Origin of the sequence: Paraburkholderia sp. RL18-085-BIA-A (genome assembly GCF_046027075.1) — a bacterium.
Lineage (GTDB): Bacteria > Pseudomonadota > Gammaproteobacteria > Burkholderiales > Burkholderiaceae > Paraburkholderia.
The window spans coordinates 54,080-79,094 of the sequence record NZ_JARESU010000014.1; the positions used below are offsets into that span (position 1 = coordinate 54,080).

Sequence of the window (25,015 nt, forward strand, 5' to 3'; positions counted from 1 at the left end):
ATCCGCATACATGAAAAAACTCCTGATTGCCGTAGTCGCCAATACGGCGCTTGGCTGTTCGCTTGCCCCTATCAGCGCGATGGCGCAAAGCAGCGTCACGCTGTACGGCCTGATCGACGAAGGCCTGAATTACACCAGCAATACCGGTGGCCATTCGAACATACAGATGGAAAGCGGTTTTACGCAAGGCAGCCGCTTTGGCCTGAAGGGTTCGGAGGATCTGGGCGGCGGCACCAAGGCTATCTTCCAGTTGGAAAACGGATTCGACGTCAACTCGGGCAAGCTCGGGCAAGGTGGGCGGATGTTCGGACGTCAGGCCTACGCCGGCTTGAGCTCGGCGCAATTCGGCACGCTGACGATGGGTCGCCAATACGACTCCGTCGTCGACTACCTCGCACCGCTCACGGCGAACGGGAACTGGGCCGGCTTCCTGATGTCGCATCCATACGATAACGACAACACCGACAATTCGTTCCGCTTGAACAACAGCGTGAAGTACACGAGCAATACGTACGGAGGCTTTACGTTCGGCGGTCTGTATGGCTTCAGCAACCAGGCAGGTGGCTTCGCGAACAATCGCTCTTACAGCCTCGGCGCGCAATACGTGGGTAGCGCAGTGACGGTGGCCGCGGCTTATATGCAGATCAACAATCCGGGCGGCACGACGGGCGGTTCGCTCGCAACCGACGACACCAACTTTTTCGCCAGCCGTCAGCAGGTCTGGGGCGCGGGCATCAACTACACGATCGGACCGACGTTGCTCGGCTTTGTGTATAGCCATACGAGCCTGAATGACGCGACCGGTTCGGTATACGTTGGCAACTTCGCGAACACCGCGAGTAGCCTTAAATTCGACAACTTCGAGCTCAACGCCAAGTATCAATTCACGAAGGCCGCGTATGTCGGTGCGATGTACAACTACACGATCGCCCATTTCAACAGCAATGCGGGCAATTCAAAGCCGAAATACCAGCAGTTCGGCTTGATGGCGGACTACAACCTGTCAGGACGCACTGACGTCTATGTGCAGGGCATGTACCAGCACGCATCGGGTGGCGGCACAGTGTCGGCGCCGTTGAATACCGCGTTCATAACAGGCGCGGATGCTCCGTCATCGACCGCCAATCAGTTCCTCGCGCGTGTCGGCATCCGGCACACGTTCTAAGCGTTCCCGCTTTACGGCTATCGGGCAGGGTGTGCCCGATAACCTGGCGCTACGCATTGCGTCGCTGGATACCGTGCCTTCGGCTGGCGCTTATCAACATTGTTGCGCAGATGGAAAAAGAATAGGTAACCTGTTCACGTGTCGTCGTCAAGTCACGCGGATAGGATGACCGCATGAACGTTGCAAATATTGTTACTAGACTGCGGGCAGATTCGTTAGTGATCCTGACCCACCTCAGACCGTTTTCGAACCTACGTTCAAGTGCTAAGCGCGCAGCCGTACCCTACTAAAGCGACAAAACTAGCCGTGACTTAATCGCCGACGTCAAATTTTTATGTTGTTAGAACGACTAACCGGGCGGTTCGCCGCCGCGCAGCGAGCCGCCAATCCCTCCAAACCAGCAGCAAACCTGGAGTACGCAGACGAGCGAGCATGCCCACGTAGATGGTGTTTATCCCTTCCCGGCTGTGATGCAGACGCGGACGATCGAAACCAACGGTACATCCATCCATGTGCGGGTCGGCGGTCACGGTCCAGCGGTCGTTATGCTGCATGGCTTCGGCACAACGGGCGACATGTGGGGGCATCTGGCGAGCGCACTCATCGAAGACCACATGATTATCGCGCCCGACCTGCGTGGGCTGGGCCTCTCGTCGAAGCCTGAGGGCGGCTATGACAAGAAGAATCAGGCGGCGGACGTGGTGGGCGTTCTGGACGCCCTGGGCGTGCATACGGCCGAATTGGTGACGCACGACATCGGCATCATGGTCGGCTTCGCAGTTGCCGCCGCCCACCCCGAGCGCGTGAGCCGATGGGTGGCGATCGATGCGCCGCTGCCCGGCGTCGGACCCCGGGATCAGATCACACGGGATCCGGCCATGTGGCACTTTGGCTTCGGTGGTCACGACATGGCGCGCCTGGTCGCCGGTCGCGAGCGCATCTATCTGGACCGCTTCTGAAACGAACCTTCCCGGGACCGGAAGCGGTTTGATGAAGCGAAGCGCCAGCACTATGCGGCGCTCTATGCGCAACCCGGCGCAATGCGAGCGGGCTTTGCCCAGTTCCTGGCGTTCAGCCAGGATGCGGCCGACAACAGGACGTTGCTTGCGCAGGGCAAGCTTCAGATGCCGGTCCTGGCCTTGGGTGGCGAAGCTACATTCGGCCCTATGATCGGCGCGGTGATGCGGTGTGTCGCCGATAAGGACGAAGATGTGATCATCCCGGATTGCGGGCACTGGATCACGGAAGAGCAGCCGCAGGCGACGACAGACCTGGTCGTCGACTTCCTGCATCGCCGTTCGTGAGTTAGCTAGCGTTACGTAGTGCGGCGCCGCACGGCTGGTCCAGCCCGCGCCGCAGTCCCTCGACTAGCAATGGAATTGCCGTGGTTTCTGGCCGCTCCAGGCGGGAAGCAGCACGCCATCGGTGATCCGACGAGATTCGCGAAAGCTTGGGGGTGATCCTGGCCTTGTCGGGCTCCAGCCGGGCAGATGTCGCTTTGATTTTAGCCTCCGTTCATAGTAGTAAACTCCGGTGGAACCTGTGATAAATCACAGGTTCCACTCTTGTTGCCTTGTAAGGACGTTCGAAGCTTGACGCCAACCTGACAGATTGGACCCAAAGCAGGGTCGCTATCTGATTCCCGGAATCGCCTACTTCACCAACATTCCGGTCAGCCAATAAGCCTGGCTGAGGGTAATGATGCCCGCAATAATGGCCAGTCCGATACTGTGCTTCAGCGTGAAGCGGAACAGGTCAGACTCTCGCCCGATCAGTCCGACCGCCGCGCATGCGATCGCGATCGACTGAGGCGAGATCATCTTTCCCGCTACGCCGCCCGTGGAGTTGGCGGCGACGAGCAGAATGTCGGACACGCCGATCTGGTGCGCAGTCGTCGCCTGCAACGCGGCAAAGAGCGCATTCGAAGACGTGTCTGAGCCAGTCAGGAACACACCGAGCCAGCCGAGCAGAGGCGCAAACAGCGGATACGCGGTGCCCGTTTTGGCGAGCAGCAGCGCCATCGTCACGGACATGCCCGAATAGTTTTCGACGAACGCGAACGCGAGGACGAGACCAATCGACAGGATTGGGCGGCGCAGTTCCCTAAGCGTTTCTGCAAACGTATCGAGGGCTGTTTTCGCGGGCATGCGCAGAAACACGATGGCAATGAGCGCCGCAAGGAAAATACCAGTGCCGGTCGCAGCAACCAGATCGAGCCTGAATACGACATCAAGCGGCGTCGGCGTCGCCACAACGGGTGCGCCGCGGATGATCAGGCGGTCGATGAACGGCATGTGGAACGACAGCGTCGTCGCTGCGAGCAGTCCCTTAGGCCCAAACAGCGCCTTGAAGCCACCGAGGCCCCACACCGTAATCGTCGCGGTAAGGAACAGAAACGGCGACCATGCCTGCAATATCGTGCTCATCGGAAAGGGACTCGGCGTTCTCACACCGCCGAAGCCGCCCGCCATGCCCGTCATACCTGATGGCCCCGCGCCAAGCGCTGCCGTGCCGCTGCCGCTGACGGCGGGCGCGAATGCAATCTTCGGTTGCCACATCTTCAGGAACAGACCGAGTGAAACGAGACTGACGATTGACGACGCAACGTCCGGAAGTTCCGGTCCCAGAAAATTCGAGGTCAGATATTGAGTCAGTGCGAAGCTGCCGCCCGCGACCAGCGCGGCAGGCCACGTCTCACGCAAACCTTTCTTGCCGTCCATGATGTACACGAGCCAGAACGGCAGGAAGATAGACATGAACGGCAACTGCCGGCCGGCCATTGCGCCGATCGAGAACGGGTCGAGACCCGACACCTGACCCGCAACGATCACCGGAATCCCAAGCGCGCCGAATGCGACCGGCGCCGTGTCCGCGATCAGACACAAGCCCGCCGCATAGAGCGGATTAAAGCCGAGTCCGACGAGCAGCGCAGCTGTAATCGCAACAGGCGCACCGAAGCCAGCCGCGCCTTCGAGAAACGCGCCAAACGAGAAGCCGATCAGAAGCATCTGCAGGCGCCGATCGTCCGTCAGGCCCGTGATCGAACTGCGGATGATATCGAACTGTCCCGAGCGGACCGCGACCTTGTAGACGAAAACCGTCGCAACGATAATCCACGCGATCGGCCACATACCGTAGAAAAACCCATAGAGCGCCGATGCGAACGCCATGCCGAGCGGCATGCCATAAATTGCCACCGCGATGACAAGCGACAGCGCGAGTGTCAGCGCCGCGGCGATATGCCCTTTCACCCTGAACAACGCGAGACAGACGAAGAACAGAATAATCGGTCCGCCTGCCGCGAGCGCGGACAGGCCAATGCTATCCAACGGCAAATAATTCTGATGCCAGACTTCCATCACTACAGTCTCCTTTCTCTATTAATCCGGCGCGGCCTTTGCGGCCGCGTCCGCGTGGTTGTTTTACATCTGTGCGCCGATCATCCAGGGAACGAATTCCTCGTTGCCTACGCCGAGCGCTTCGCTCTTGCTTTTCGCGCCTGACGCAACACGGATGATCATTTCGAAAATCTCACGGCCCTTCTGCTCGACCGTTACGTCGCCATCCATGATCTCGCCGCAGTTGATGTCCATGTCGTCGGTCATGCGCGTGTACATCCGCGTGTTGGTCGCGAGCTTGATCGAAGGCGCAGGCTTGGCGCCGAAGCACGAGCCGCGTCCGGTCGTGAACAGCACGAGATTCGCGCCGCTCGCAATCTGTCCGGTTGCGCCCATCGGGTCGTAGCCGGGCGCGTCCATGAACACCAGGCCTTTCGCGGTCACGGGCTCTGCGTAGCGATAGACGTCCACCAGTGGTGTCGAGCCGCTCTTTGCAACCGCCCCGAGTGATTTCTCGAGAATCGTCGTCAGTCCTCCGGCCTTGTTGCCCGGGGTCGGGTTGTTATCGATGCTGCCCTTTTCGCGCTCTGCATAGCTTTCCCACCAATGAATGCGATCCACGATTTTTTGGCCGACTTCCGGTGTGACGGCACGCCGCGTGAGCAGGTGTTCCGCGCCGTAGATCTCCGGCGTCTCGCTGAGAATCGCCGTACCGCCGTGCTGCACGAGCAGATCGACGGCCGCGCCAAGCGCAGGATTCGCCGTAATGCCCGAATACCCATCCGAGCCACCGCACTGCAGCGCAATGTTCAGATGAGCCAGGGGCAGCGGCTCGCGCACCGCCTGGTTCGCGACCGGCAGCATTTTCTCGATGGCGGCAATGGCGGCGTCGACTGTTTTCTGCGTGCCGCCCTGTTCCTGAATGACGAGCGGAACGGTCATCTCGCCAGTCTCGACCCCCTCGGCGACGAACATCGCACCCATCTGATTCGCCTCGCAGCCAAGCCCGATGACGAGCACGCCGGCGAAATTCGGATGCCGCACATAGCCGCCAATCGTGCGGCGCAACTGCTGGATGCCCTCGCCGTTGTGGTCGATGCAGCAGCCAAAGCTGTGGGTAACCGGAACAATGCCGTCGACGTTAGGCCAGGCATCCAGCGCACCGGGTGTGGAGAAATGCTGCGTGACCAGCTTCGTTACCGTCGCGGAGCAGTTGACGGTGCTGACCACGCCGATGTAGTTGCGCGTCGCCACGCGGCCGTCAGCGCGACGAAAGCCCTGGAACGTGAGCGCTTCTTGCGCGGGCGACACGGCCTTGACGTTCGTGCCGAATGCGTAGTCGCGCGCGAAGTCGCCCATCGAGACGTTTTGCGTATGAACGTGCGTGCCGGGCTTGATCGGCTGCGTGGCGAATCCGATGATCTGGCCGTAGCGCCGAACCGGGTCGCCGGCTTTCAGTGCGCGCACTGCCACTTTGTGCGCTGCCGGAATATCGTCGGTGACGAGCAGGCCGTCCAGTTCATGCAGCACGGTGCCTGCGGTAATCGCGCCGCGCGCGATTACCACGTCGTCGTCGCCATGCAGCGTGATGACCAGTGAGGTAGAATCCGCCATGTTTTTCCTCTTGAATTGTGGGGCTCGTGAGCGTCGGCAGCGGGATCAGCCGTCCGCGTCTTAGCTGTGACGAATAGTGATTTCGTTCACGAGGCGAAGCAAATCGGTCAGACCAATTTCTGGAAACACCGGAATGGGATTTCACAGTCTTTCGTCTAGCGCGCTCGACAGGACCGTCCGGCAGCTCGAAGAGAAAGTGCTCGAAGGCAGTTGGGGCAGTTCAGCGCGCCTGCCTGCGGAGCGCTCGCTAGCGGAGTCGATGGGTGTGTCGCGCTCGACGGTGCGCGAGGCGATCCAGCGGCTCGTCAGCCGGGGCATGCTTGAAACGAAGCCCGGTAGCGGCGTGTATGTCGTACAGAAACAGCCAGCGCGTCTTAGCGCACCCTGGTTGCAACTGGTCACGGAGAACCCGCCGTTGCGGGCGGAAACGCTTGAATTCCGGCTGGTTTTCGAGTGCGCGGCGGCACGCTTCGCCGCGCAGCGTTCGACACCACAAGAACTGGACAAGCTCCAGGCGATTCTATTGAAGATGCGCAACGCGGTCGCGGCTCACGACGTGGATGCGGAAGCCATCGTCGACGGCGAGTTTCATACGGCGCTAACCGCCGCGTCGCACAACCGGATGCTCGACCAGTTCTATGCGAGCGTCATTACCATGCTTCGCGAACACATCGCGGCAAATACGTTCGATGCGACTATCAACAACTCGAACGCCGCCATTCAATCGACCATGCGGCTTGGCCAGCACGAATCCATTTTTTTCGCGGTGCGAGACCGCGACCCCGACGCCGCGCAACAGGCAATGTTCGCGCACATCGCTTTTGTCGGGAAACAGTTCGAGCCCGGCTTTCCTCAATAGTCGCTCACACGCTCACGTTTCCCGAATCTGGGGCGAACCGGCAAGAGGCTTGCCACTTCCGCTTCGCCGGCAAGCCAGGCTTCAGCCAATGAGATCGGCACCAGTCGTAAGGACAATCTTTCCAAAGTGTGTGCCGGAATCGATCAGCTCGTGAGCGCCGCGAGCGTCGGCAAGCGCAAAGGTCTTGAAGACAACCGGCTTGATCTTGCCGCTCTCGATGTGCGGCCAGACCTGCCGCTCCAGTTCATTGATAATGGTCGCCTTGTCCGCGGATGTGCGCGATCGCAATGTCGAGCCCATATGGGTAAGACGTTTCGTCAGCATCGGCAAGACGTTGAGATCCTTCGCCGGCCCCTTGATCACGCCCACCTGGAGGATCCGTCCGTCCATGGCCGCGGCGTCATAGTTTCTAGCCACGTAGTCGCCGGCAATGATGTCGAGGATCACGTCGACGCCTCTTCCATCGGTAGAACGCTTCGTTTCGGCGACGAAATCTTCCTCGCGGTAATCAATCGCGAGGTCTGCGCCTAACGCCAGGCTGGCCTCCCGATGCGCCTGCGAGCCAACTGTCGTGATGATTTTCGCTGCGCCGAACGCCTTCGCCAGCATGGTCGCCGTGGTACCGATACCTGACGCGCCGCCATGGATCAGCACCGATTCGCCGGCAACCAGCTTGCCGCGCTGGAACAGGTTCAGCCATACCGTCATAAACGTTTCGGGCATGGCGCCCGCTTCGACCAACGTCAGGCCTTTGGGGATATGCATCGTGTTGCAGGCGTGCGCGACTGCATATTCTGCGTAGCCACCGCCGGGAATCAATGCACACACCAGTTCGCCGATCCGGAATTGGGACACGTCCGAGCCAACGGCAACCACTTGACCTGCCACTTCCAGCCCAGGAATGTCCGAAGCGCCGGGGGGCGGATCATACAGCCCTTTGCGCTGGAAAACGTCGGGGCCGTTCACGGCAGCCGCGTGGATGCGGATCAGAACCTGATCGGCGGCTGGCATCGGCACCGCGCGCGTACTCGGCACCAGGACCTCAGGACCGCCGGGCTGTTTGATCTCAATGGCCGTCATGGACGACGGCAGCCGATAAGTTGAAGCAGACATGGATACCACTCCTTCTGAAGATGAGGCTCGATTGATCCGGGCGGATCATTGAACGAGGAACTCTTGCGTTCAGTATAGGTCTCGACATTGATGAATATGTGCAGCATTATTCACGCGGTGAGATGCAAATCTGCATCAGGAGGGCGGCACCATGAACTGGGACGACGCGCGCGTGTTTCTCGCGGTGGAGCGCGAAAAAACGCTCCGTGGAGCGGCCAGGACGCTTAATCTCGATCAGGCGACGGTCGGCAGACGGATTGCGGCGCTAGAGCACGCCCTACGTGCAACGCTCTTCCTGCGCACCTCCGAGGGTTACGCGTTGACCGCCGCGGGCGAGGCCGCGCTGAGATCAGCGGAGAAAATGGAACACTCCGCACACGAACTCGTCAGACGAACTCAAGGCACTGATACACGCCTTGCGGGGGATGTGAGAGTCACCAGCACCGACTCGATCGCGCTCGAATTCCTGCTTCCCGCCATCGAACGCCTGCATGCTGCGCATCCCGAAGTGCGAGTCCTGCTGGACACGTCGACGCGCATGCTAAATCTGGCGAAGCGTGAAGCGGATATCGCGGTCCGGTCAGTCAGGCCGGATAATCCCGATCTCGTCGCGCGGCGCCTGGCTCGCTGGCCCATGGCGCTCTTTGCATCGAATGCTTATCTCGATCAGCACGGCAAGCCCGCGGCTGGTTCCGCATTCGCGGGCCACGATCTTGTCGTCTATCAGGGAAACTGGACCGGTAATCGATCACCGACTCTTGCTGGCGAACCGTTACACGCGGGGCGCATCGTATCGACCTTCAATTCCAGCCTCATGCTGCGTACCGCGGTAAAGGCCGGCCTCGGCATCGGTGAGCTTCCGATACATCTGGCTGAACACGACGGCCTGGTGCAGATATGGCCGGAACCCACCCGCGGGGCGGTCTACGAAATCTGGCTCGTCACGCATCAAGACCTTCGACATACCGCGCGCATCGCAGCAATGATTGACGGCATCGTCTCGGCGTTCGAAGATCACACAACCCACACAAAATAGTCACGCTCGACTTAGCGGATGCTGGGTGTGTTTTGTTGCAAATAGTCTTCGGCGGCGTGCCACCGGCATCGGGCATGTTGATCACCATCGGGGTTACCATGCGCGCCAGCAGGTGGCGCACCACGAGGCGGAACTGCCCACGTCTTTGATGCTGTTGGTCCTCAATGCGGATGTCACGGAGGAGGCCACGGAGGACGAGATCAGGCGGTAGGTTCTCTCATTCAGCAAGAAAGGGCGGATTTCGAATTGCGCGTGCGGCAAATGATCAATTTCGCCGACGAGATCCGCAGGACCTTCGTTGGCATATTGAACAGGTCGCCTGACCAGCGACGTCTGCGGCGAAAGCACGCGCATGCGCATGCGGTCGGTCATGCGCTGGCGCAGTGGACTGGCGTTTGCCTGTGATGCAGCACTAAGAAGCCAAGCCGGCGCTCACTGGCCGCGTGCGTATCGACCCATTGTGCAATGATCGCAGTAGACTACGTTGCTTCGGCGCGAGCAGGCTCTTCTGAATGCGCCGTGGCTTCGCGAAAGCAGCTGCTTTTCAAGCGTGCGCAAGAGCGGCTGCCGCTTCAGGCAGCGTCAGGGAATCCGAAAATGCGTCTAGCCAAGATCGATCTGAATTTATTTGTAGTTTTCGAAGCGGTGTATAGAACGCGAAACCTGACACGCGCAGCGGAGATGCTCTTCATCACGCAGCCCGCTGTCAGCAATGCATTGGCGCGTATGCGCAAGACGTTCGACGATCAACTTTTTGTGAGCACGTCGGCCGGCATGGTGCCGACGCCAGTGTCCGAAAACATCATTGGGCGCGTTCGTGATGCGCTGCAACTGCTCGACTCGAGTACCAATGCCGGAAAGCAATTCGATCCCGCGTCGTCGGAGCGGACCTTCAGGCTGAGCATGAACGACCAGACCGAGGCGTTGCTGCTCCCCGCGCTGGGGGAGGTTCTGCAGCGGTTCGCCCCTGGCATACGCATCGAAAGTTATTTCACGACGCGCAGAGACGTTCCCGAAGCATTAGCGAGTGGCGCGGTCAATCTTGCGATCGATGCGCCACTGATTGACGACCCGTACCTCGAACAGGAGCCGTTGGGCGGCGACCAGTATGCGTGCATGCTGCGTCAGGACCACCCGTTTTCCAAAAGGAAGCTGACGATCGATGACTACCTCGGCTTCGGTCACATCCACGTGTCCAGCCGGCGGCAGGGCCCTGGTCTGGTGGATGCGGAACTCAACAAGCTCGGTCTCAGGCGTTCGATCCAGACCCGGGTTCAGCACTATCTGGTCGCCCCGTTGATCGCGATGCGCACCGATCTCGTCCTCACCGCACCGCTCAAACTCCTTAAGCGTTACGACGCCCGCATCCTGGCGCTGCCGTTCGATCTTCCCAATCTCGAGGCGCATAGCTACTGGCACCGAAGTGTCACCGGGGATCCGGCTCATCGTTGGCTACGCGAGCAGGTTGGCCGTCTCATGCGGGACGCGAACCAATAGCCGTCCGCTCCGCAACGGGGCCATCGAAGCATCCCTGTCAGGTGTCACGAAAATTTATCGCCAGCTATCACAACAATAAATTTCCTGAATGAGGCGGGGCTCGGTATCGTTCCAGCTATGTTTAGACGAGGATGGCATGGCGGAACTCTACCTGGTACGGCACGGGCAGGCGTCTTTCGGCGCCGAAAACTATGACGAGCTATCGCCTTGCGGTGGTCGGCAATCGCATTGGCTCGGCGAATACTTCGCGCAGGTGAAACTGGACTTTGATCGGGTTGTCATCGGCACGATGCGACGGCACGAGCAAACCGCTGACGCCATTCTCGCAGCGATGCGAGGTCCGCAAGCGGAGGTCGTGCAAGACGCGGGCTTGAACGAATACGATTTCCAGGCTTTGTTTGCCGCTCTTGGCGAAGACGGTGCTGGGCCGGGTTCTTCGGCCGAAAGTTCGAAGACGAGCTTTTACAAGCACCTCAAGAAGGCACTACAACTCTGGTCCGAAGATCGCTTGCAGGGGCATGTTCCTGAAACGTGGCAACAGTTCAAGGCGCGTGTCGAGCGTGCGCGTCTCGCCATTCAGCGAGCAGGTGGCAAGCGGGTTCTGGTGGTGAGTTCCGGAGGTCCCATAGCCGTGTTTGCCCAGCAGATTCTGCTGGCGCCGGCGGCATCCGCAATTGCGCTGAACATGCAGATCCGCAACAGCAGCGTTTGCCAATATGTCTTTAACGACACCGCGATGTCGCTAGTCAGCTTCAACTCACTGCCTCATCTCGATGCTGTCGAGCGGCGCGAATTCATCACCTACGGTTGACTCGAATCGGATCCGCAACACCATGAACGCTAACTTTCAATTCGACGCCGAAACGCTCACGCGTTATCTGACGGCCCACGTGCCCGGGTTTCAGGGGCCGTTGTCTGTCGAGAAATTTGCTGGTGGACAATCCAATCCAACGTTTCTCCTGAAAGCGCGGAGCGGCAGTTATGTACTGCGGCGTCAACCGCCGGGCATGCTGCTCAAATCCGCCCACGCGGTAGATCGTGAATACCGCGTCCTCACGGCACTCGGTCAAACGCCGGTCCCGGTCGCGCGTGCGTATCACCTTTGCGAGGATCGTGACGTCATTGGCAGCATGTTTTACGTCATGAGCTTCGAGGAAGGCGAGATCTTCTGGAATCCGGCCTTGCCGGAACTGCCCGTCGGGGAGCGCGGCGCCATTTACGACGCTTTGCTCGGGACGATGGCGGCGCTCCATGACGTGGATGTCGAGGCTGTGGGTCTAGCCGACTACGGTCGCCCCAAAAACTATTTCGCGCGTCAGATCGACATCTGGACCAAGCAGTATCGCGCGGCGCAAACCGACGTGCTGGCTGCCGTGGAGACTCTGATCGAGTGGCTGCCGGCGAACTGTCCCGTCGAAGCCGGCAAGCCTTCGCTCGTGCACGGCGATTTCCGTATTGATAACGTCATTTTCATGCGTGGCTCGCCGCGGGTTCGCGCGGTGCTCGACTGGGAACTCTCGACGCTCGGCAATCCACTAGCCGACCTCGCATACTTCTGCATGTGCTTGCGGCTTCCTCAGCACGGTCATATCGCCGGTCTTGAAGGGTTGAACCGAGCCGAACTGGGGGTGCCGGACGAGGCGGCGATCATCGAGCGGTACTGCCGGCTTCGGGGCATCGCGTCGATTGAGAACTGGAACTTCTACCTTGCATTCAGCTTCTTCCGGCTCGCGGCCATTGCGCAGGGCGTCAAGAAGCGGGCCCTGGGCGGTAACGCGTCGAATGACAAGGCGCGGCAGGTCGGAGAGATGGCAGGGGTGCTTGCGAAGATGGGCGTCGACCTGATCTGACGTCAGGCGTAAAACTGGAAACCTGAGACACATAGAGGCTGATTGTGACTACTAATTTGTTTGATCTGAGCGGGAAGGTTGCACTGGTTACCGGTGCCAGCCGAGGCATTGGCGAAGAGATTGCCAAATTGCTCGCGGAGCAGGGCGCCCACGTGATCGTGTCGAGCCGCAAGCTCGAAGATTGCGAGGTCGTGGCACGCGAAATCAGCAATGAAGGCGGCAGTGCCGAAGCCATGCCTTGCCACGTGGGGCGTCTCGAAGACATTCAGGCGATCTTCCAGCATATTCGCGCGCAACATGGCCGTCTGGATATTCTCGTCAACAACGCGGCGACGAATCCCTATTTCGGCCACATTCTCGATACCGATCTGGCGTCTTTCGAAAAGACGGTGGAAGTCAACTTGCGCGGTTACTTCTTTATGTCTGTGGAGGCTGGCAAGTTGATGCGGGAGAACGGCGGCGGTGCGATTGTCAACACGGCGTCCGTCAACGCGCTGCAGCCGGGCGACAAGCAGGGCATCTACTCGATCACGAAAGCCGCGGTTGTCAACATGACCCGGGCATTCGCGAAAGAGTGCGGGCCGCTGGGGATTCGCGTGAACGCGCTGCTCCCTGGCTTGACCAAAACCCGATTCGCCGGGGCGTTGTTCGGCGATAGCGCCATGTACGAAAGCTGGATGTCCAGGATTCCGCTGAGGCGTCACGCGGAGCCTCGCGAGATGGCGGGTACTGTTCTTTATCTGGTATCCGATGCCGCGAGCTATACCAATGGGGAGTGCATCGTCGTTGACGGTGGACTGACGATCTAGTGGCCCAGCCGAATCACGGTACGGGTCGATGCACTGACGACATTCTTTAATGATTGAGGAAGAGAAAATGGATTTTTCATATAGCCAGAAGGTTGAAGCGCTGCGCACACAAGTGCGTGCCTTTATGGATACCCACATTGTTCCGCGTATCCGGCAGTGGCACGAGGAAGTGAACGCCGGGCAATATCCGGTTTCCTTTATGGAAACGTTGAAGGAACGGGCGCGTGAAGAAGGGCTCTGGAATCTTTTTCTTCCGCATCTGCGGGATGACGAACCCGGTACTCGCCTGACCAATCTCGAGTACGCGCCGCTGGCGGAAATCATGGGGCGGGTGTCGTGGGCGTCGGAAGTATTCAACTGCAATGCGCCGGACACCGGCAATATGGAACTGCTCCATATGTTTGCGACACCTGCCCAACGGGAGCAGTGGCTCAAGCCCCTCCTCGACGGCAAGATTCGCTCGGCGTTCGCCATGACGGAACCGGCCGTGGCCTCTTCGGACGCGACCAATATCACGACGTCGATTCGTCGTGACGGGGACGACTACGTGATTGAAGGCCGGAAGTGGTTCATCACGAACGCAGCGCACCCGAATTGCGAACTCTTCATCGTAATGGGAAAGACAGACCTGGACGCGCCGAGCCACCGCCAGCAAAGCATGGTCCTCGTGCCGCGTAATACGCCTGGCGTCAAGGTGATCCGGAATATCACGGTGGTCAATCACGTGGCGCCGGAAGGACACTGCGAGATCGAATTCAAAGGCGTACGCGTACCCCGTTCGAATCTGCTCGGCGAGGAGGGCGGCGGATTTGCGCTCGCGCAAGCGCGCCTCGGGCCGGGACGGATTCATCACTGCATGCGCTCGATCGGTGCAGCGGAACTGGCGCTCGAATTGATGGTGGAACGGTCTCAGGCGCGCACGGCATTTGGAAAGAAGCTGCATGAGCTCGGTTCGGTGGCTGAATCGATTGCGAAGTCGCGGATCGAAATCGATCAGGCGAGGCTGTTTGTTCTGAGAGCCGCGTGGATGATTGACAACGTGGGCGCGAAGGAGGCGCGCAAGGAGATCGCCATGATCAAGGCGCTCGTACCGAGTGTGCATACCGCGGTGTGCGAACGGGCGATACAGGTATTCGGTGCGATGGGGCTGAGCCCCGACACGCCTTTGGCGGATAGCTGGACATGGGGGCGTGCGTTGCGCTTCGCTGACGGCCCGGATGAGGTTCATCTGCAGAGTATCGCTCGCATGGAAATCAAGGCGCAGCAGTACGAGCCGGGCAAAGAGAATCCCTACCTGATGGCGTCGATGTAAGAGCCAGGCCGCCCGCAACGGGCGGCCTTGCCGCAAGCGCCTTGGAGCCGGACGGCGTGTGTCGTTCTGGCATTCGGCGCAGCCGGGGCGATTCCAACTCTAGCGGCGCTTGAGGATGCATTGGCCAAAGTCTGTTTTTAGACAAGGAATGCATATAGGGGACGAGGTCGTGGTAGTGCTCGGCCTGCGAACCGCGATCGTTAAGATCGGCGGCAAACTCAAGGGCGTTGCGTCAACCGGGCCAGGCACGACTGGTGTGCTCGAAGTGCTCGCACGTACCGACGAGAGTGGTGAAGAGGTCGGTCACGGCGTTTTCGGCAACGCGATCGCGATCGGTCGCTGTTCGTTGAAAAGCACGATCGAAATCGGCTTATTCCGGCTTCCCCGCGAGCCGCGCCAGCATCTCGTCACCAATCACCGGAATCCCGCTCGCTATCAGCGCTTCGCCGGCGCCTCGAATATCCCGTGCTTCCTTGTTCTGGCTGAGCTTGCTTTTGCCGACCAGCCGCGTGATATCGATCTCCAAACCCACAATGGCCTTGGTCATCGTATCGAGGTAGTCCTTCGGCGCATCCGCCATCTTCCACGGCTGCGGTTGCGACGCCTCATGCGTGCGCGTCAGCCGGCCGATCACGCCGCGCACGTAGCGCTCGTCATCGTGAATCGTGATGCGTCCGTGCGCATGGACGACGATGTAATTCCAGGTGGGCACCTGCTTGTGAAACTCGTGCTTGCTCGGGTACCAGTTCGGCGACACGTAGGCGTCTCCTGCGCGAAAGACCACCAGCACCTCGTCGCCGTTCGCGACGTCCTGCCACACGGGGTTGGCGCGCGCAACATGCGCGCGCAGCACACCCAGTTCGCCTTCACCTGCCGCGAGTTCGAATGGAAGATGGTTGGCGTCGAGCCCGCTGGTCCCGTGCGTGATCAGCGTGCCGAACGGATGTTGAACGATGCGTGCGTGCAGCGCTTGCCTCGCGGGTTCGTCGAAATGGGCGGGTACGTACATGCGATTTTCTCTGGCTGGCCGACGTGAAGACGATGACTGTCTGAAACCTCGATGAGCCACAGTGTGCCTGGAAAGTGGTTTATCCTACAGATCCAGTTTGGCGTATTTTTAATGGACCAGAATTGTGGCGAGAACTGCACAGTTAGCGGAAATGCCGTGGTTCGGAGTGCTGGACCGCGCGGCGGGCAACCTGAGCCGCCAGGTGGCAGAGGCATTGCGGGAAGCGGTTCGCAAAGATGATATCCGGGCCGGCGATGCATTGCCGTCCACTCGCTCGTTAGCGGCGTCGCTTCAGGTCGCGCGCGGTACGGTGATTGAAGCGTATGAGCAGTTGATCGCCGAGGGCTTTCTGGAATCGAGGGCCGGCGCCGGGACGAGGGTAGCGCGAGCACTCGCCGAGCCCCGGCCCGTTCAAGAGTCTCGCACGGTCGCGAGGCGCGCGGTCAAGGCCCGCTTGCCCGAGCGGGCGGAAACCTTCGCGCAGATCGCGCAGGAGTTTCGGCCGCTTGCGCTGGTGCCGTTCGCCGTTTCGGTGCCGATCGGCTTGACCGCTCCCGCCGACACCTGACGCCGGCTCGGCAACCGGCTGCGCGCTAAAGGCCCGGGCGCGCCGACCGGTTACGCTGATCCGTCCGGCGTGCTGCCGCTACGCGAAGAGATCGCAAGTTATGTGCGCAAGTCTCGCTCGGTGCGCTGCGAAGCGGACCAGGTCATCGTGACGAGCGGGACCCAGCAGGGGCTCTTTCTCGCCAGCCAGGTCTTGCTGGGTCCGCGCGATCAGGCGTGGGTAGAGAACCCGGCTTATCGCGGCGTCACCGCAATACTCGAAAGCATGGGCCATCGCGACACGATGGTTCGCGTGCCGGTCGACGCCGACGGTATCAATGTCGAAGCCGGGATACGGATGGCGCCGCACGCGCGCGCCGCGTTTGTCACGCCGTCGCATCAGTATCCGCTCGGCATGCCGCTGAGCATGTCCCGGCGCAGCGCGTTGCTCGCGTGGGCGCGCGCCAGCAACGCATGGGTCGTCGAGGACGACTACGACAGCGAACTGCGTTACCAGGGCCATCCGTTTCCGGCGCTTCAGGGCGCGGACCCGGAGCGCGTCGTGTATCTGGGGACTTTCAGCAAGGTGCTGTTTCCGTCGTTGCGACTGGGCTACGCGATCGTCCCGCGCAATCTGACCGATGCTTTCTGCGGTGCGCGAGTGCTGATGGACCGCCATCCCCCGACCGCGGACCAGCACGTGCTAGCGGCTTTTATGGAGGAGGGCCATCTCGAGCGTCATATCCGGAAGATTCGCAATGTGTACGCCGAGCATCGGCTGCAATTGATCGAGACGCTCGACTCGCTGTTGCCCAATGACCTCGCATGGCTGGAGCCTGGCGACCAGGGCATGCATCTCGTACTCTGGCTGGCGAAGGGCACGGACGATCGCGCGGTCGCCGAGTTAGCGGCTCGACGTGGAGTCACGGTGCGGGCAGTGTCGCCGATGTTCGCGCGAGGAACCGGTCGACCCGGGCTGATTCTTGGATTTGGAGGGTTTGGCAACGCGCAGATGAAGGCGGCTGCCCAACGCCTTGCGGCACTCGTCAATGAAGAAGCGAAGGTTGCTAAACGTCGAACTCGCTCACGGTGATCGTAGGCTGGTCGGCGCACTTTTAGACTGGCAGCCGCGCTGCGGCATGCTGCCTGGTGCCCAGTCAGTTGCCGCATGCCGCCCCGAGCGGTCTGGGTACCGCATGGGTTTTTCCCGTAATGCTCGCTGGCAGGTCGTCGGCTCGGCCGCCGCCATGGCATCCGGACCGTGGAATCTGTCGGGCTCACAGCCGCACGCGATTTCAGTAAGGCAACTCGCGGCGATGTAACGCATACCGGCAAACTCGCGCACGGAATCATGAATCGCGCGCGAACTCCGCGTCAACCCACGCCGAGCATCGTTCCCCTGCAACGCTTCGTGCCGCAACGACAGGCGTACTCCGCAAGCGCGTCCCTGTACGATGCGCGCGGCACCTCGAGCGCGTAATCGATGAAAAGCTCCTCGCCCGCCGCGATGTCGCGGATCGTCTCGATGTACACGCGCCCCGCCTGCTCGACAGCCTCGCAATTCGCAACGCAGGCATGGTTCAGCCAGCGCGCGCCGTTCCCGCCGCGGCCGCCATCGATCACATGGCCGCCGGACAGTCCGAACAGGAACGTGTGGCCGCTGTCCGGACGTGAGTTGTACCAGCGCGCGGCTTCGCGCCAGGTTGTCACGAGCCCTTTGTATTCGAAAATGCGAACGCCGGCGGGCAGCGCCTGAAGCGCGAAGACACCTTTGCCGTGTATGGGGGAACGCCTGACAGAGACACGTTTCATGCTATGCGAGAGGAGTGAGGAAGAGGCCAGTATTATCTGGACCGAACGCCGTGAGCGCGGCATCCAGACGGCTCCATCTTACCCGCTGCCGTGGCAATGAAGTGCGGGGCTCGCGCATTTCGATTGCCATTCGGTCATGGCATCCTTGGGCGAAACAGGTTGCGGTGGCTAATCGTCTTGCCGGAGATCTCAAAGACGCCATCGCCCGTGTAATGGAGTGCTTCCGGTAGGTCCGGTCCTGTGGCGATCTGAGCGCTCACCACCTGGAAAGTCCCGCCATCGCGACGACGCGGGGACGATCGGTCCTGGCGCCAGACGGCGCCGCACCCGTTCGACGCGGATAGTGTGTTTGGCATTCGGATAGGTCATGGTCACCGTAGGTGGGATGGCGCAAGACGGTCGAAGAAGATGTCGGCCAACAAATCGCTGAAGCAGCACGTATCATTCCACGGAGCGCCTGATCACGCCCGGTCGAATTTGTCGGCAACCGCGCGCGACCTGTTTGGATGATCGCTCGCATCGACCGGAACCGGCCCCGAGGCGATTCAGCAATGCGACATCCGCGGCGTCTGGCGCCGACGATCCTCATACCGCTGACGAAGCGGTCACAAACCCGATATGGAGCATTCCAGATGAGCGATAAGAGTTGGGACAGAGTGCCGATCGACGCGCAAAGTATCGACGCGCCCCTGTCGCGAGCAGCCGTCTTTCTGGTGGTCACCGTCGGCAGCGACCCGGCCGCTCTTGCCACCCTCTGTTCAGCGCTCGATGGGCTTGATGATCTCGTCAAGACCGTTGGATTCCGCGATCTTTCGGCCCGGCTGTCATGCATCGTCGGCATCGGGCGAGGTCTGTGGGATCGTCTCCACGTCGATAAACAACCGCGCGAACTGAAGCCGTTTTCGCCGATCCGGGGCGCTGTTCACACGGCGCCTGCGACACCCGGCGATCTTCTGTTCCATATCCGCTCTGAACGCCCCGATCTTTGCTTCGAGTTCGAGCGCATCCTGCTCGACAGTCTCGGCGCCAGCGTGAGCGTCGTCGACGAAGTGTCGGGCTTTCGCTATTTCGATGCACGCGACCTGCTGGGCTTCGTCGACGGCACGGCCAATCCGACCGGTCTGGATTTGCCTGCTTCGGCGCTAGTCGGCGATGAAGATGCGGATTTCCGCGGCGGCAGCTATGTCGTCGTGCAGAAGTATCTGCACGATCTCAGCGCATGGGCGCAGATTCCAACGCCCGTGCAGGAAGCGATCATTGGTCGAACCAAGATAGACAACATTGAAATCGACGACGACGACGCGCCGCGCAAGTCCCACAAGTCGCTGGCCACGATCGTGGATGCCGACGGCAACGAACACGATATCCTGCGTGACAACATGCCGTTTGGCCGGCCCGGCCAGCGGGAATTCGGCACCTATTTCATCGGCTATTCACGATACCTGTGGGTCATCGAGAAAATGCTGGAGCGCATGTATGTCGGCGATCCACCGGGCGCATACGATCGGCTGCTGGATTTCTCGACGCCGCACACTGGCGCGACGTTCTTCGCCCCAGCGCGTCCGATGCTGCAGACACTCGTTCAGGCCGCGCAGCAGAAGCTTTCGGCAGCGCAATAGGCTGGCATGACACCGCGCCGCAGCAGGCGGCGACGGGGCGAAACGGGTCCGTCCTGATTCCGCTTGCAGAGGGTTCACGAAACCGTCTGCCCGGCGCGTTGCTGCCTCGGATCTGGCTCACAGTGCTGGAATGCAGTTGCCAGGCTGTGATTGAAAAACGGCCGTAGTGATAGGTTCTTGCCAAGTGAACCGGAGGCGGAAGCCTGTGCGGCGCAAGCGCTGTGAGAGGTGGCGGCTTCGCGGCAGAGGTGACTGGTCGATGACAGCGCGTTCTGTGTTGAAGCGCGTTGTAAGCAGCCAGTCTGCCTGTTGCAGGGGAGCAGGAGAGCGCTATCGTCTTTGCGATGTGGGCAGAGTCAAGTCTGCGTGTTATCTGGCGCAGAGCGGCGCGCTGCCATGAAGTCATCGACATATTGCAGTGCCTGCTCGCACTGATCGAGCGTGAGGATGTGAATCGAGCCCGGTATTGGATCGAACCCGAGTTCGGTCGCTACCCAGCGGATCGCCTTGGCGCGCGCCTCGAACGTGTTCACACCGTCGCGGCGTACCTTGCCGGCGACCAGCGGTTCCAGCGCGTCATGCAGTCGGCTCTTCGCCTCGCGAAGCTGCGCGTTCGCCAGTCGTCCGAGCGGAACGTTGCGCGCGCTGCGCGAATGCACGCCGATCCAGGCCTGACAGGATGTGCAGATCCAGACCGGGCCGTGATCTTCCCGATACGGATAGGACTCGTCGCCAGAGCGGGCGAGCAGCGCGCGCGTGCCGCAGTAGTCACACAGCGGTTGCGGTAACGCCTTCACAGGTTTGCCTACGCGCATCCGGGCGCCTCCGGGGAAAAAGCAGGGAACCTCATAACACGGATCTGATTAGCAGCAGGGGCCGACAACTATACGATTTTAGCGAGCTTAGCTGGAAATGCCCGTCAGCCGGGTGAAGGCTTGAACATTCATCGGGCGTGCCAGGGGGTGGAAGCTTCATTGCCGAGAACGTAGGGAAGTGGGCTATGCAGCAGTTCGCGCCAGCATTGACCCAACGTCCGTTGCAACCGTGAGGCGATTGTTCACCGACATGACGCCCGCAACACTTCGCGCGATGTCGGCGGAGCGGGTCCGGATACCGAAGCGGCGTCCACAGAAGCGGAAACGACCTACGCCGTTTCACTTTCCCGGTGTCGACAGATCTTCTTCCAGAAAGCGCAGAATCGCCTCCGTTAGCGCCTCACGGGGGTAGGCGTTTTGCGTGACGAACAGCGAGCCGATCACGTCATGGCTTCGCGCAATAGGCACAGCCAGCGCCCAGTGATCGGCATTGACATAGCCGAGCAGAGCGCTTCCGGGCACGACCTGATCGTAGAAGATCATCTGGCTGTCGTTACGCGGATCGATCCGCGAGAGCTTGTCGTAGCTCGATTCAAGTATCGACGATATACGCTGCGGCTCAGGGAACGTGACGAGCGAGTAGTACCGCACGTCGCCTGGAAGCGGATTCTGCGCCATCCACGCCTGGCGCGTCGCGGGTCGCAGGCTTTGCACGGCCCCGCCATCTCCCGACGTGCAGGTCGCGCCCGGAAAGTGCCGCAGCAGATCAGCCTGATATTGCTGCGCATCGTTGGCGAGCGGCGATCCGCCGACCGCTCCGGCTGCGCTGACGACGGCCGCCACGCGGCTACGGATCTCCGGATATGCAACGACGGCCTCGAGAATGTCCGGCGCCCCCTTCGAGTAACCGATCAGCACGAGGCGTGCGGGTCCGTCGGGCGCTGGCATGCTCATCACGGCATCGCGGATCTGGCGTGCATTGTGGGCGGAACTCGACAACCCGTCGACGTCGAGCATGAACCCGTCGTATCCGTATTGGCGTAGTTGTTTCGTGACAGTGCCAGGCGGATTCAGCCACGGCTTGAAGCAGTCGTATCCGATGCCGGCAACGACTGCCGCAACGAGGTGCCGCGTGGATAGGCCCAGAGCGACGGGCGCGCCCGTGCCGGCCGGTTCGGTGCCCACGCGTGTCAGGGCACTTTCGCAAGGGCGGTAATCAGGAAGCGCCCGGCCGTGCGCTTCGAGCACCGCGCAGTAGATTTCCCGAAACCGCGCCCGCTTGTCCTGCATGCCAGCATACGATGCAGGAACGAGGATGAGAGGAGGCGTGTCCGTCGTGTAGGGAACGAGCGGCTTCGTTGCGCATGCCACCAGCGCGAGGCAGGATGCAAGCGCTGCGAAACCGGCCCGGCGATTCGCCGATGCACGCGCATGCCTGACCGGTGGCGCGACGCCATCTTGCCGCTCGGAGAGGGGGTTACTTGCCGGCATCGCCGCTCTCCTTGGGTACGGTGGGCTTGCCCTGTTCCAGATAAGGCACCCAGTCGAGCATCTCCACGTTCGTGAAACTGAGCGGGCGCGTCGCGAAGAACATCACGGCACGCAGTCCGTCGGTGTAGTAACGCCCCCCGTTCAGCGTGGTCCGTGGATGTCCCTGAGGTGACGCACCTACGCCGTTCACGAAGCCGAGTTTTTCCAGACCGCCTGAATACATCATGTCCTGGACCAGCAGGTTCCTCGCTTCGTCGACGTCCTCGTGGAGCGTGCCGCCGTCCGTATCCTGGTGCGCGAAGCGGCCCCCGACAGGCCGTCCGACCTCCACCAGATACACTGCCTCACCGTTAAAGCGGATGGGCGTGAGCCACGCGCGCAATGCCGTGGAGGGCGCGCCCGTTTGCGCTTCCTTACGCAGGATGACGTCGGGCGTGCGTCCGAACAGCAGTTGCGCCAGGTCATTTTTCCGCATGTCGCGACGATAGCTACGGCGCACCATGGCCGCCCCAATGTCTTGCAGCGTGCCGATGACAACCACGTTCAATGGATCAGCTGCCGTTTTCGCCTGCTCATCGGTTGCGCAGCAGGGCATCTGTTCCAGTGCGGCGCGCAACGAGGCAAGGTCGTGATAGTCGACGATGACGCTGTCGGGATACCGGAACGGCGTCAGCGCGAAATGCGGGTCGGCGGCGTCATCCGGCACGGGCAGAAACAGCGAGTAAGGGATCAAGGTTTTGCTGCCGAGCAGATCGATATTGACGAGTTTGATCTGCCGGTCGGGATTGGCGAAAAGAATCCCTGTCCGGGTTTCGCCGGGCGGGACGGGATTTCTGAACCCGAGCTTGTTCAGATGGCTGTCGATTTGCGCATTGGTCGCCCCTCCGAGCAGAGTGTGCATGGACCATGCGACTTCGAGCGGCGAGAAGTAGTTGGGATCTGTGCCGGAGTGGAGCAGCCATAGCGACTGCGAAGTCCGGTTCTCCACTTCGATCCATAGCGGCTGAACGTTGTGTTTGTTGATGTCGACGCCGAACATGCGCTTGCTGTCCTCGCCTCCCAGCACGGCCACGCTGACGCGGGTGTCCTGCTTCGTCGCGCTCACCGCGCGCTCGCGCAGCGGCGCATCGTCGAAGCTGGTCGGGGCCGTCCACGTCGCACAGCCCGCGAAAACGAGCAAGAGGACAACGCTGCCTGCCACTTTTTTCAATGCCCGTTGCCGCGCGCGCGATTCGCTCATTGTTTGGCTCCCGAGGGTAGCGCGTTGAGCTTCGCGGCTGCCTCCCAAGGTAAGAATTCGATCCCTGAGAGCGACGTGGGTTGCCGGTCGAATACGAGTACCTGGCGATAGCCGTCCGTGAAGTACGGATCGGTGGTGAGGTTCTCTTTCGGGGCGCTTTGCGGCGAGGGGCCGACTCCCTTGACGAACCCGATCTTCTGAAGGTTCTGGGAATAGGCCATGTCCTCAGTCAGTGCCGTGCGCGCCTCATCGACGTCCGGGTCGATCTTGTGCGTTGTAAACGTGGGCGAGTGAAACGTAAGACGAACGCCGATATCCCGGCTGATCTGGCCTACCCACACCGGCTTGTCGTGATAGCGCATCGGGCTCAGCCAGAGTCGCAGGTGATTGCGCTGGTGAATGGTGTCGCGCGCTTTCTGCAAGGCGAGGTCCTGAGCCCGGCCGAACAGGTAAAGATCGCTGATAGGCGCATTGACGTAACGCTCGCCGGACAGCGCGGAAGTCATCGTCTTCATGATCGCACCGGACCATTTCTGTTCGGTCGGACTCCAGCCGCGGCGCACGAGTGCCGCAAACGCGTCGTCCAGCCCGCCCACGATGACGAGATTGAGCGGATCGCCGTTCTTCGAACCGTCCTGGTTGGTTGCGCAACAGGGAAGCGCTTCGAGCGCGGCGCGGAACGTGTCGTCCTCCGTGTAGTTCACGATTTTTTCCGGCGGATAGATATCGCGCCGAAAAACCGCGCTGACGTGATAGTCAGCGTAGAAGCCGGGCACGACCATCAGGAACGAAAACGTCCGCGCTTTTTCGCTCGCCACGAGATCGAGCTGGACGAGCTTCGCGCCTTCGCTGAGGTTGGTCAGCACATAACCGGATACGGTCTGCCCCGGCCGGATCGGGTTGCGGAAGGCAAGCGCGCGGAAGCGCCGGTCGAGTTCGACGTTCCCGCCCTGCACATGGCTGCCGCCAAACGCCTCGGCGGCTTCGGAAGCCGGGAAGAAATTCGGATCGAGGCCGGGCGACATCAGGAAATAGGTGGCCGTGTCGTTGTTCTGCACCTCGATCCACACAGGCTGAATGCCCTTGCTGGCGAGCGGCACGCCATACACCGCCGCGCTTTCTTCATCTGAAAGCACCGACGCGGAAACGTAGAGGCCGCCTTCGCTGCGGTTCACGGCTCGGCTCTTATAGCTGATTCCATCCGCGTTCGGCAGCGTGGTGGCCGCGCAACCGCATAACGCGAAGGCGATGACAATAGCAGCCAGCCGTCGATTCACGACGCGGTCCATCGCGTAACCTCTTTGCCGCGAGCCGGGGCGGCGCGCCTGTCAATGGGCTGATGTCAACCGATCTTTACTGCACATTCAGGCTACTCTCTATATAGCCTTCCGCAATATGCGAGTGGAATTATAGTGTGCGGCTACGAGCGTGCCATCATTAAAATCCACAACATCGAGGCCTCGCTCATCGTCGATCGGCGCGCGACGCGTGCCGGCGTTCGCGGACACTCCAGCGTTTTCGTTGTGCTTGCCACTACCGGAAAACGAAGCCTGATTCGCAGCTTAGTCAGCCTGCGCCGCTTGCGTGCATAAGACCAAAGGCCGATTTACGCATGCGCCGATAGTTGTCATCGTATCGAGGTCGCAAGCAGCATACCGTTGGCGACTGGCTCAGAGGTGCTGGTTACTCTGCCCGTTACTCTCATTGACTGCATGATCGATAGGCTATTGCCGCTAACCTTGCTGCGGGTCGCGGCTGAAGGGATTGCCTCTGCGGCGTACACAAAGACTCATTCGCGCGGCTCATTCAGGCTTGGTAACGACCAGTCAGCGCTGAAAAGGCCGGCAATGATGGCCTGTCATCCAGTTTCCGGGCGATGCGAATCGTTCG

21 protein-coding genes and 1 pseudogene are annotated in these 25,015 nt (G+C 60.9%); 12 read left to right on the forward strand and 10 right to left on the reverse strand.

What is annotated here, in order from left to right; translation table 11 throughout:
• The first annotated feature begins 10 nt into the window (after window positions 1-10).
• From P0D89_RS12690 to P0D89_RS12700, 3 genes are all read left to right on the forward strand, one after another.
• On the forward strand, window positions 11-1,165 hold the full coding sequence (locus P0D89_RS12690; protein WP_408376657.1) for a porin: 1,155 nt from the start codon (window positions 11-13) through the stop codon (window positions 1,163-1,165).
• Between the two features lie 470 nt (window positions 1,166-1,635).
• Window positions 1,636-2,124 carry an alpha/beta fold hydrolase gene (locus P0D89_RS12695; RefSeq protein WP_408376658.1) on the forward strand — a complete coding sequence of 163 codons (489 nt, stop codon included), beginning with the start codon at window positions 1,636-1,638 and terminating at the stop codon, window positions 2,122-2,124.
• 81 nt (window positions 2,125-2,205) lie between these two features.
• A complete protein-coding gene (locus tag P0D89_RS12700; protein WP_408376659.1) occupies window positions 2,206-2,469 on the forward strand; it encodes an alpha/beta fold hydrolase in 264 nt (87 codons plus the stop codon).
• Between the two features lie 348 nt (window positions 2,470-2,817).
• Here the strand turns inward: P0D89_RS12700 and P0D89_RS12705 are convergent, their stop codons facing one another.
• On the reverse strand, window positions 2,818-4,524 hold the full coding sequence (locus tag P0D89_RS12705) for a lactate permease LctP family transporter (RefSeq protein ID WP_408376660.1): 1,707 nt from the start codon (window positions 4,522-4,524) through the stop codon (window positions 2,818-2,820).
• 63 nt (window positions 4,525-4,587) lie between these two features.
• On the reverse strand, window positions 4,588-6,117 hold the full coding sequence (locus P0D89_RS12710) for a UxaA family hydrolase (RefSeq protein WP_408376661.1): 1,530 nt from the start codon (window positions 6,115-6,117) through the stop codon (window positions 4,588-4,590).
• Between the two features lie 133 nt (window positions 6,118-6,250).
• On the opposite strand from P0D89_RS12710, the gene P0D89_RS12715 reads away from it, so the two are divergent.
• Window positions 6,251-6,976: a FadR/GntR family transcriptional regulator gene (locus P0D89_RS12715; protein ID WP_408361371.1), complete on the forward strand. Its 726-nt coding sequence runs from the start codon at window positions 6,251-6,253 to the stop codon at window positions 6,974-6,976.
• 81 nt (window positions 6,977-7,057) lie between these two features.
• On the opposite strand, the gene P0D89_RS12720 is transcribed toward P0D89_RS12715, so the two are convergent.
• A complete protein-coding gene (locus tag P0D89_RS12720) occupies window positions 7,058-8,089 on the reverse strand; it encodes an NAD(P)H-quinone oxidoreductase (protein ID WP_408376662.1) in 1,032 nt (343 codons plus the stop codon).
• Between the two features lie 151 nt (window positions 8,090-8,240).
• Between P0D89_RS12720 and P0D89_RS12725 the strand changes: the two genes are divergently transcribed.
• Window positions 8,241-9,125 carry a LysR family transcriptional regulator gene (locus P0D89_RS12725; RefSeq protein WP_408376663.1) on the forward strand — a complete coding sequence of 295 codons (885 nt, stop codon included), beginning with the start codon at window positions 8,241-8,243 and terminating at the stop codon, window positions 9,123-9,125.
• A 93-nt stretch (window positions 9,126-9,218) separates the two neighbouring features.
• Here P0D89_RS12725 and P0D89_RS12730 read toward each other — a convergent pair whose 3' ends face one another.
• On the reverse strand, window positions 9,219-9,497 hold the full coding sequence (locus P0D89_RS12730; RefSeq protein WP_408376664.1) for a hypothetical protein: 279 nt from the start codon (window positions 9,495-9,497) through the stop codon (window positions 9,219-9,221).
• A gap of 225 nt (window positions 9,498-9,722) precedes the next feature.
• Here P0D89_RS12730 and P0D89_RS12735 point away from each other — a divergent pair, with 225 nt between their 5' ends.
• From P0D89_RS12735 to P0D89_RS12755, 5 genes are all read left to right on the forward strand, one after another.
• Entirely contained in the window at window positions 9,723-10,622 is a 900-nt protein-coding gene (locus tag P0D89_RS12735) for a LysR family transcriptional regulator (protein ID WP_408361423.1), read from the forward strand.
• Window positions 10,623-10,758: 136 nt separating this feature from the next.
• The gene (locus P0D89_RS12740) at window positions 10,759-11,433 is read left to right on the forward strand and encodes a histidine phosphatase family protein (protein ID WP_408376730.1); all 675 of its coding nucleotides are present in this window, start codon (window positions 10,759-10,761) and stop codon (window positions 11,431-11,433) included.
• Between the two features lie 22 nt (window positions 11,434-11,455).
• On the forward strand, window positions 11,456-12,472 hold the full coding sequence (locus P0D89_RS12745; RefSeq protein WP_408376665.1) for a phosphotransferase: 1,017 nt from the start codon (window positions 11,456-11,458) through the stop codon (window positions 12,470-12,472).
• 44 nt (window positions 12,473-12,516) lie between these two features.
• Window positions 12,517-13,281, forward strand: a complete 765-nt coding sequence (locus tag P0D89_RS12750) for an SDR family oxidoreductase (protein ID WP_408376666.1) — start codon at window positions 12,517-12,519, stop codon at window positions 13,279-13,281.
• Between the two features lie 67 nt (window positions 13,282-13,348).
• Window positions 13,349-14,593, forward strand: coding sequence for an acyl-CoA dehydrogenase family protein (locus P0D89_RS12755; RefSeq protein WP_408376667.1), 1,245 nt, complete (start codon window positions 13,349-13,351; stop codon window positions 14,591-14,593).
• A 370-nt stretch (window positions 14,594-14,963) separates the two neighbouring features.
• Here P0D89_RS12755 and P0D89_RS12760 read toward each other — a convergent pair whose 3' ends face one another.
• Complete coding sequence (locus P0D89_RS12760) at window positions 14,964-15,602, reverse strand: FMN-binding negative transcriptional regulator (RefSeq protein WP_408376668.1); 639 nt, start codon at window positions 15,600-15,602, stop codon at window positions 14,964-14,966.
• Between the two features lie 124 nt (window positions 15,603-15,726).
• Here P0D89_RS12760 and pdxR point away from each other — a divergent pair.
• Window positions 15,727-17,241: pseudogene (pdxR, locus tag P0D89_RS12765) on the forward strand (MocR-like pyridoxine biosynthesis transcription factor PdxR).
• Between the two features lie 281 nt (window positions 17,242-17,522).
• Here pdxR and P0D89_RS12770 read toward each other — a convergent pair.
• Entirely contained in the window at window positions 17,523-17,960 is a 438-nt protein-coding gene (locus P0D89_RS12770) for an SET domain-containing protein (RefSeq protein WP_408376669.1), read from the reverse strand.
• Between the two features lie 632 nt (window positions 17,961-18,592).
• Here P0D89_RS12770 and P0D89_RS12775 point away from each other — a divergent pair.
• Entirely contained in the window at window positions 18,593-19,579 is a 987-nt protein-coding gene (locus P0D89_RS12775) for a Dyp-type peroxidase (protein WP_408376670.1), read from the forward strand.
• Window positions 19,580-19,935: 356 nt separating this feature from the next.
• Here P0D89_RS12775 and P0D89_RS12780 read toward each other — a convergent pair whose 3' ends face one another.
• The 4 genes from P0D89_RS12780 to P0D89_RS12795 form a co-directional block, all read right to left on the reverse strand.
• Window positions 19,936-20,394: a zinc-finger-containing protein gene (locus tag P0D89_RS12780; RefSeq protein ID WP_408376671.1), complete on the reverse strand. Its 459-nt coding sequence runs from the start codon at window positions 20,392-20,394 to the stop codon at window positions 19,936-19,938.
• 339 nt (window positions 20,395-20,733) lie between these two features.
• Window positions 20,734-21,885, reverse strand: a complete 1,152-nt coding sequence (locus P0D89_RS12785; protein WP_408376672.1) for a lipase family protein — start codon at window positions 21,883-21,885, stop codon at window positions 20,734-20,736.
• A complete protein-coding gene (locus P0D89_RS12790; RefSeq protein ID WP_408376673.1) occupies window positions 21,872-23,125 on the reverse strand; it encodes an LssY C-terminal domain-containing protein in 1,254 nt (417 codons plus the stop codon). Before P0D89_RS12790 ends, P0D89_RS12785 begins: the two co-directional genes overlap by 14 nt.
• On the reverse strand, window positions 23,122-24,414 hold the full coding sequence (locus P0D89_RS12795) for an LssY C-terminal domain-containing protein (RefSeq protein WP_408376674.1): 1,293 nt from the start codon (window positions 24,412-24,414) through the stop codon (window positions 23,122-23,124). The genes P0D89_RS12790 and P0D89_RS12795 overlap by 4 nt, the downstream gene beginning before the upstream one ends.
• Between the last annotated feature and the right edge of the window lie 601 nt (window positions 24,415-25,015).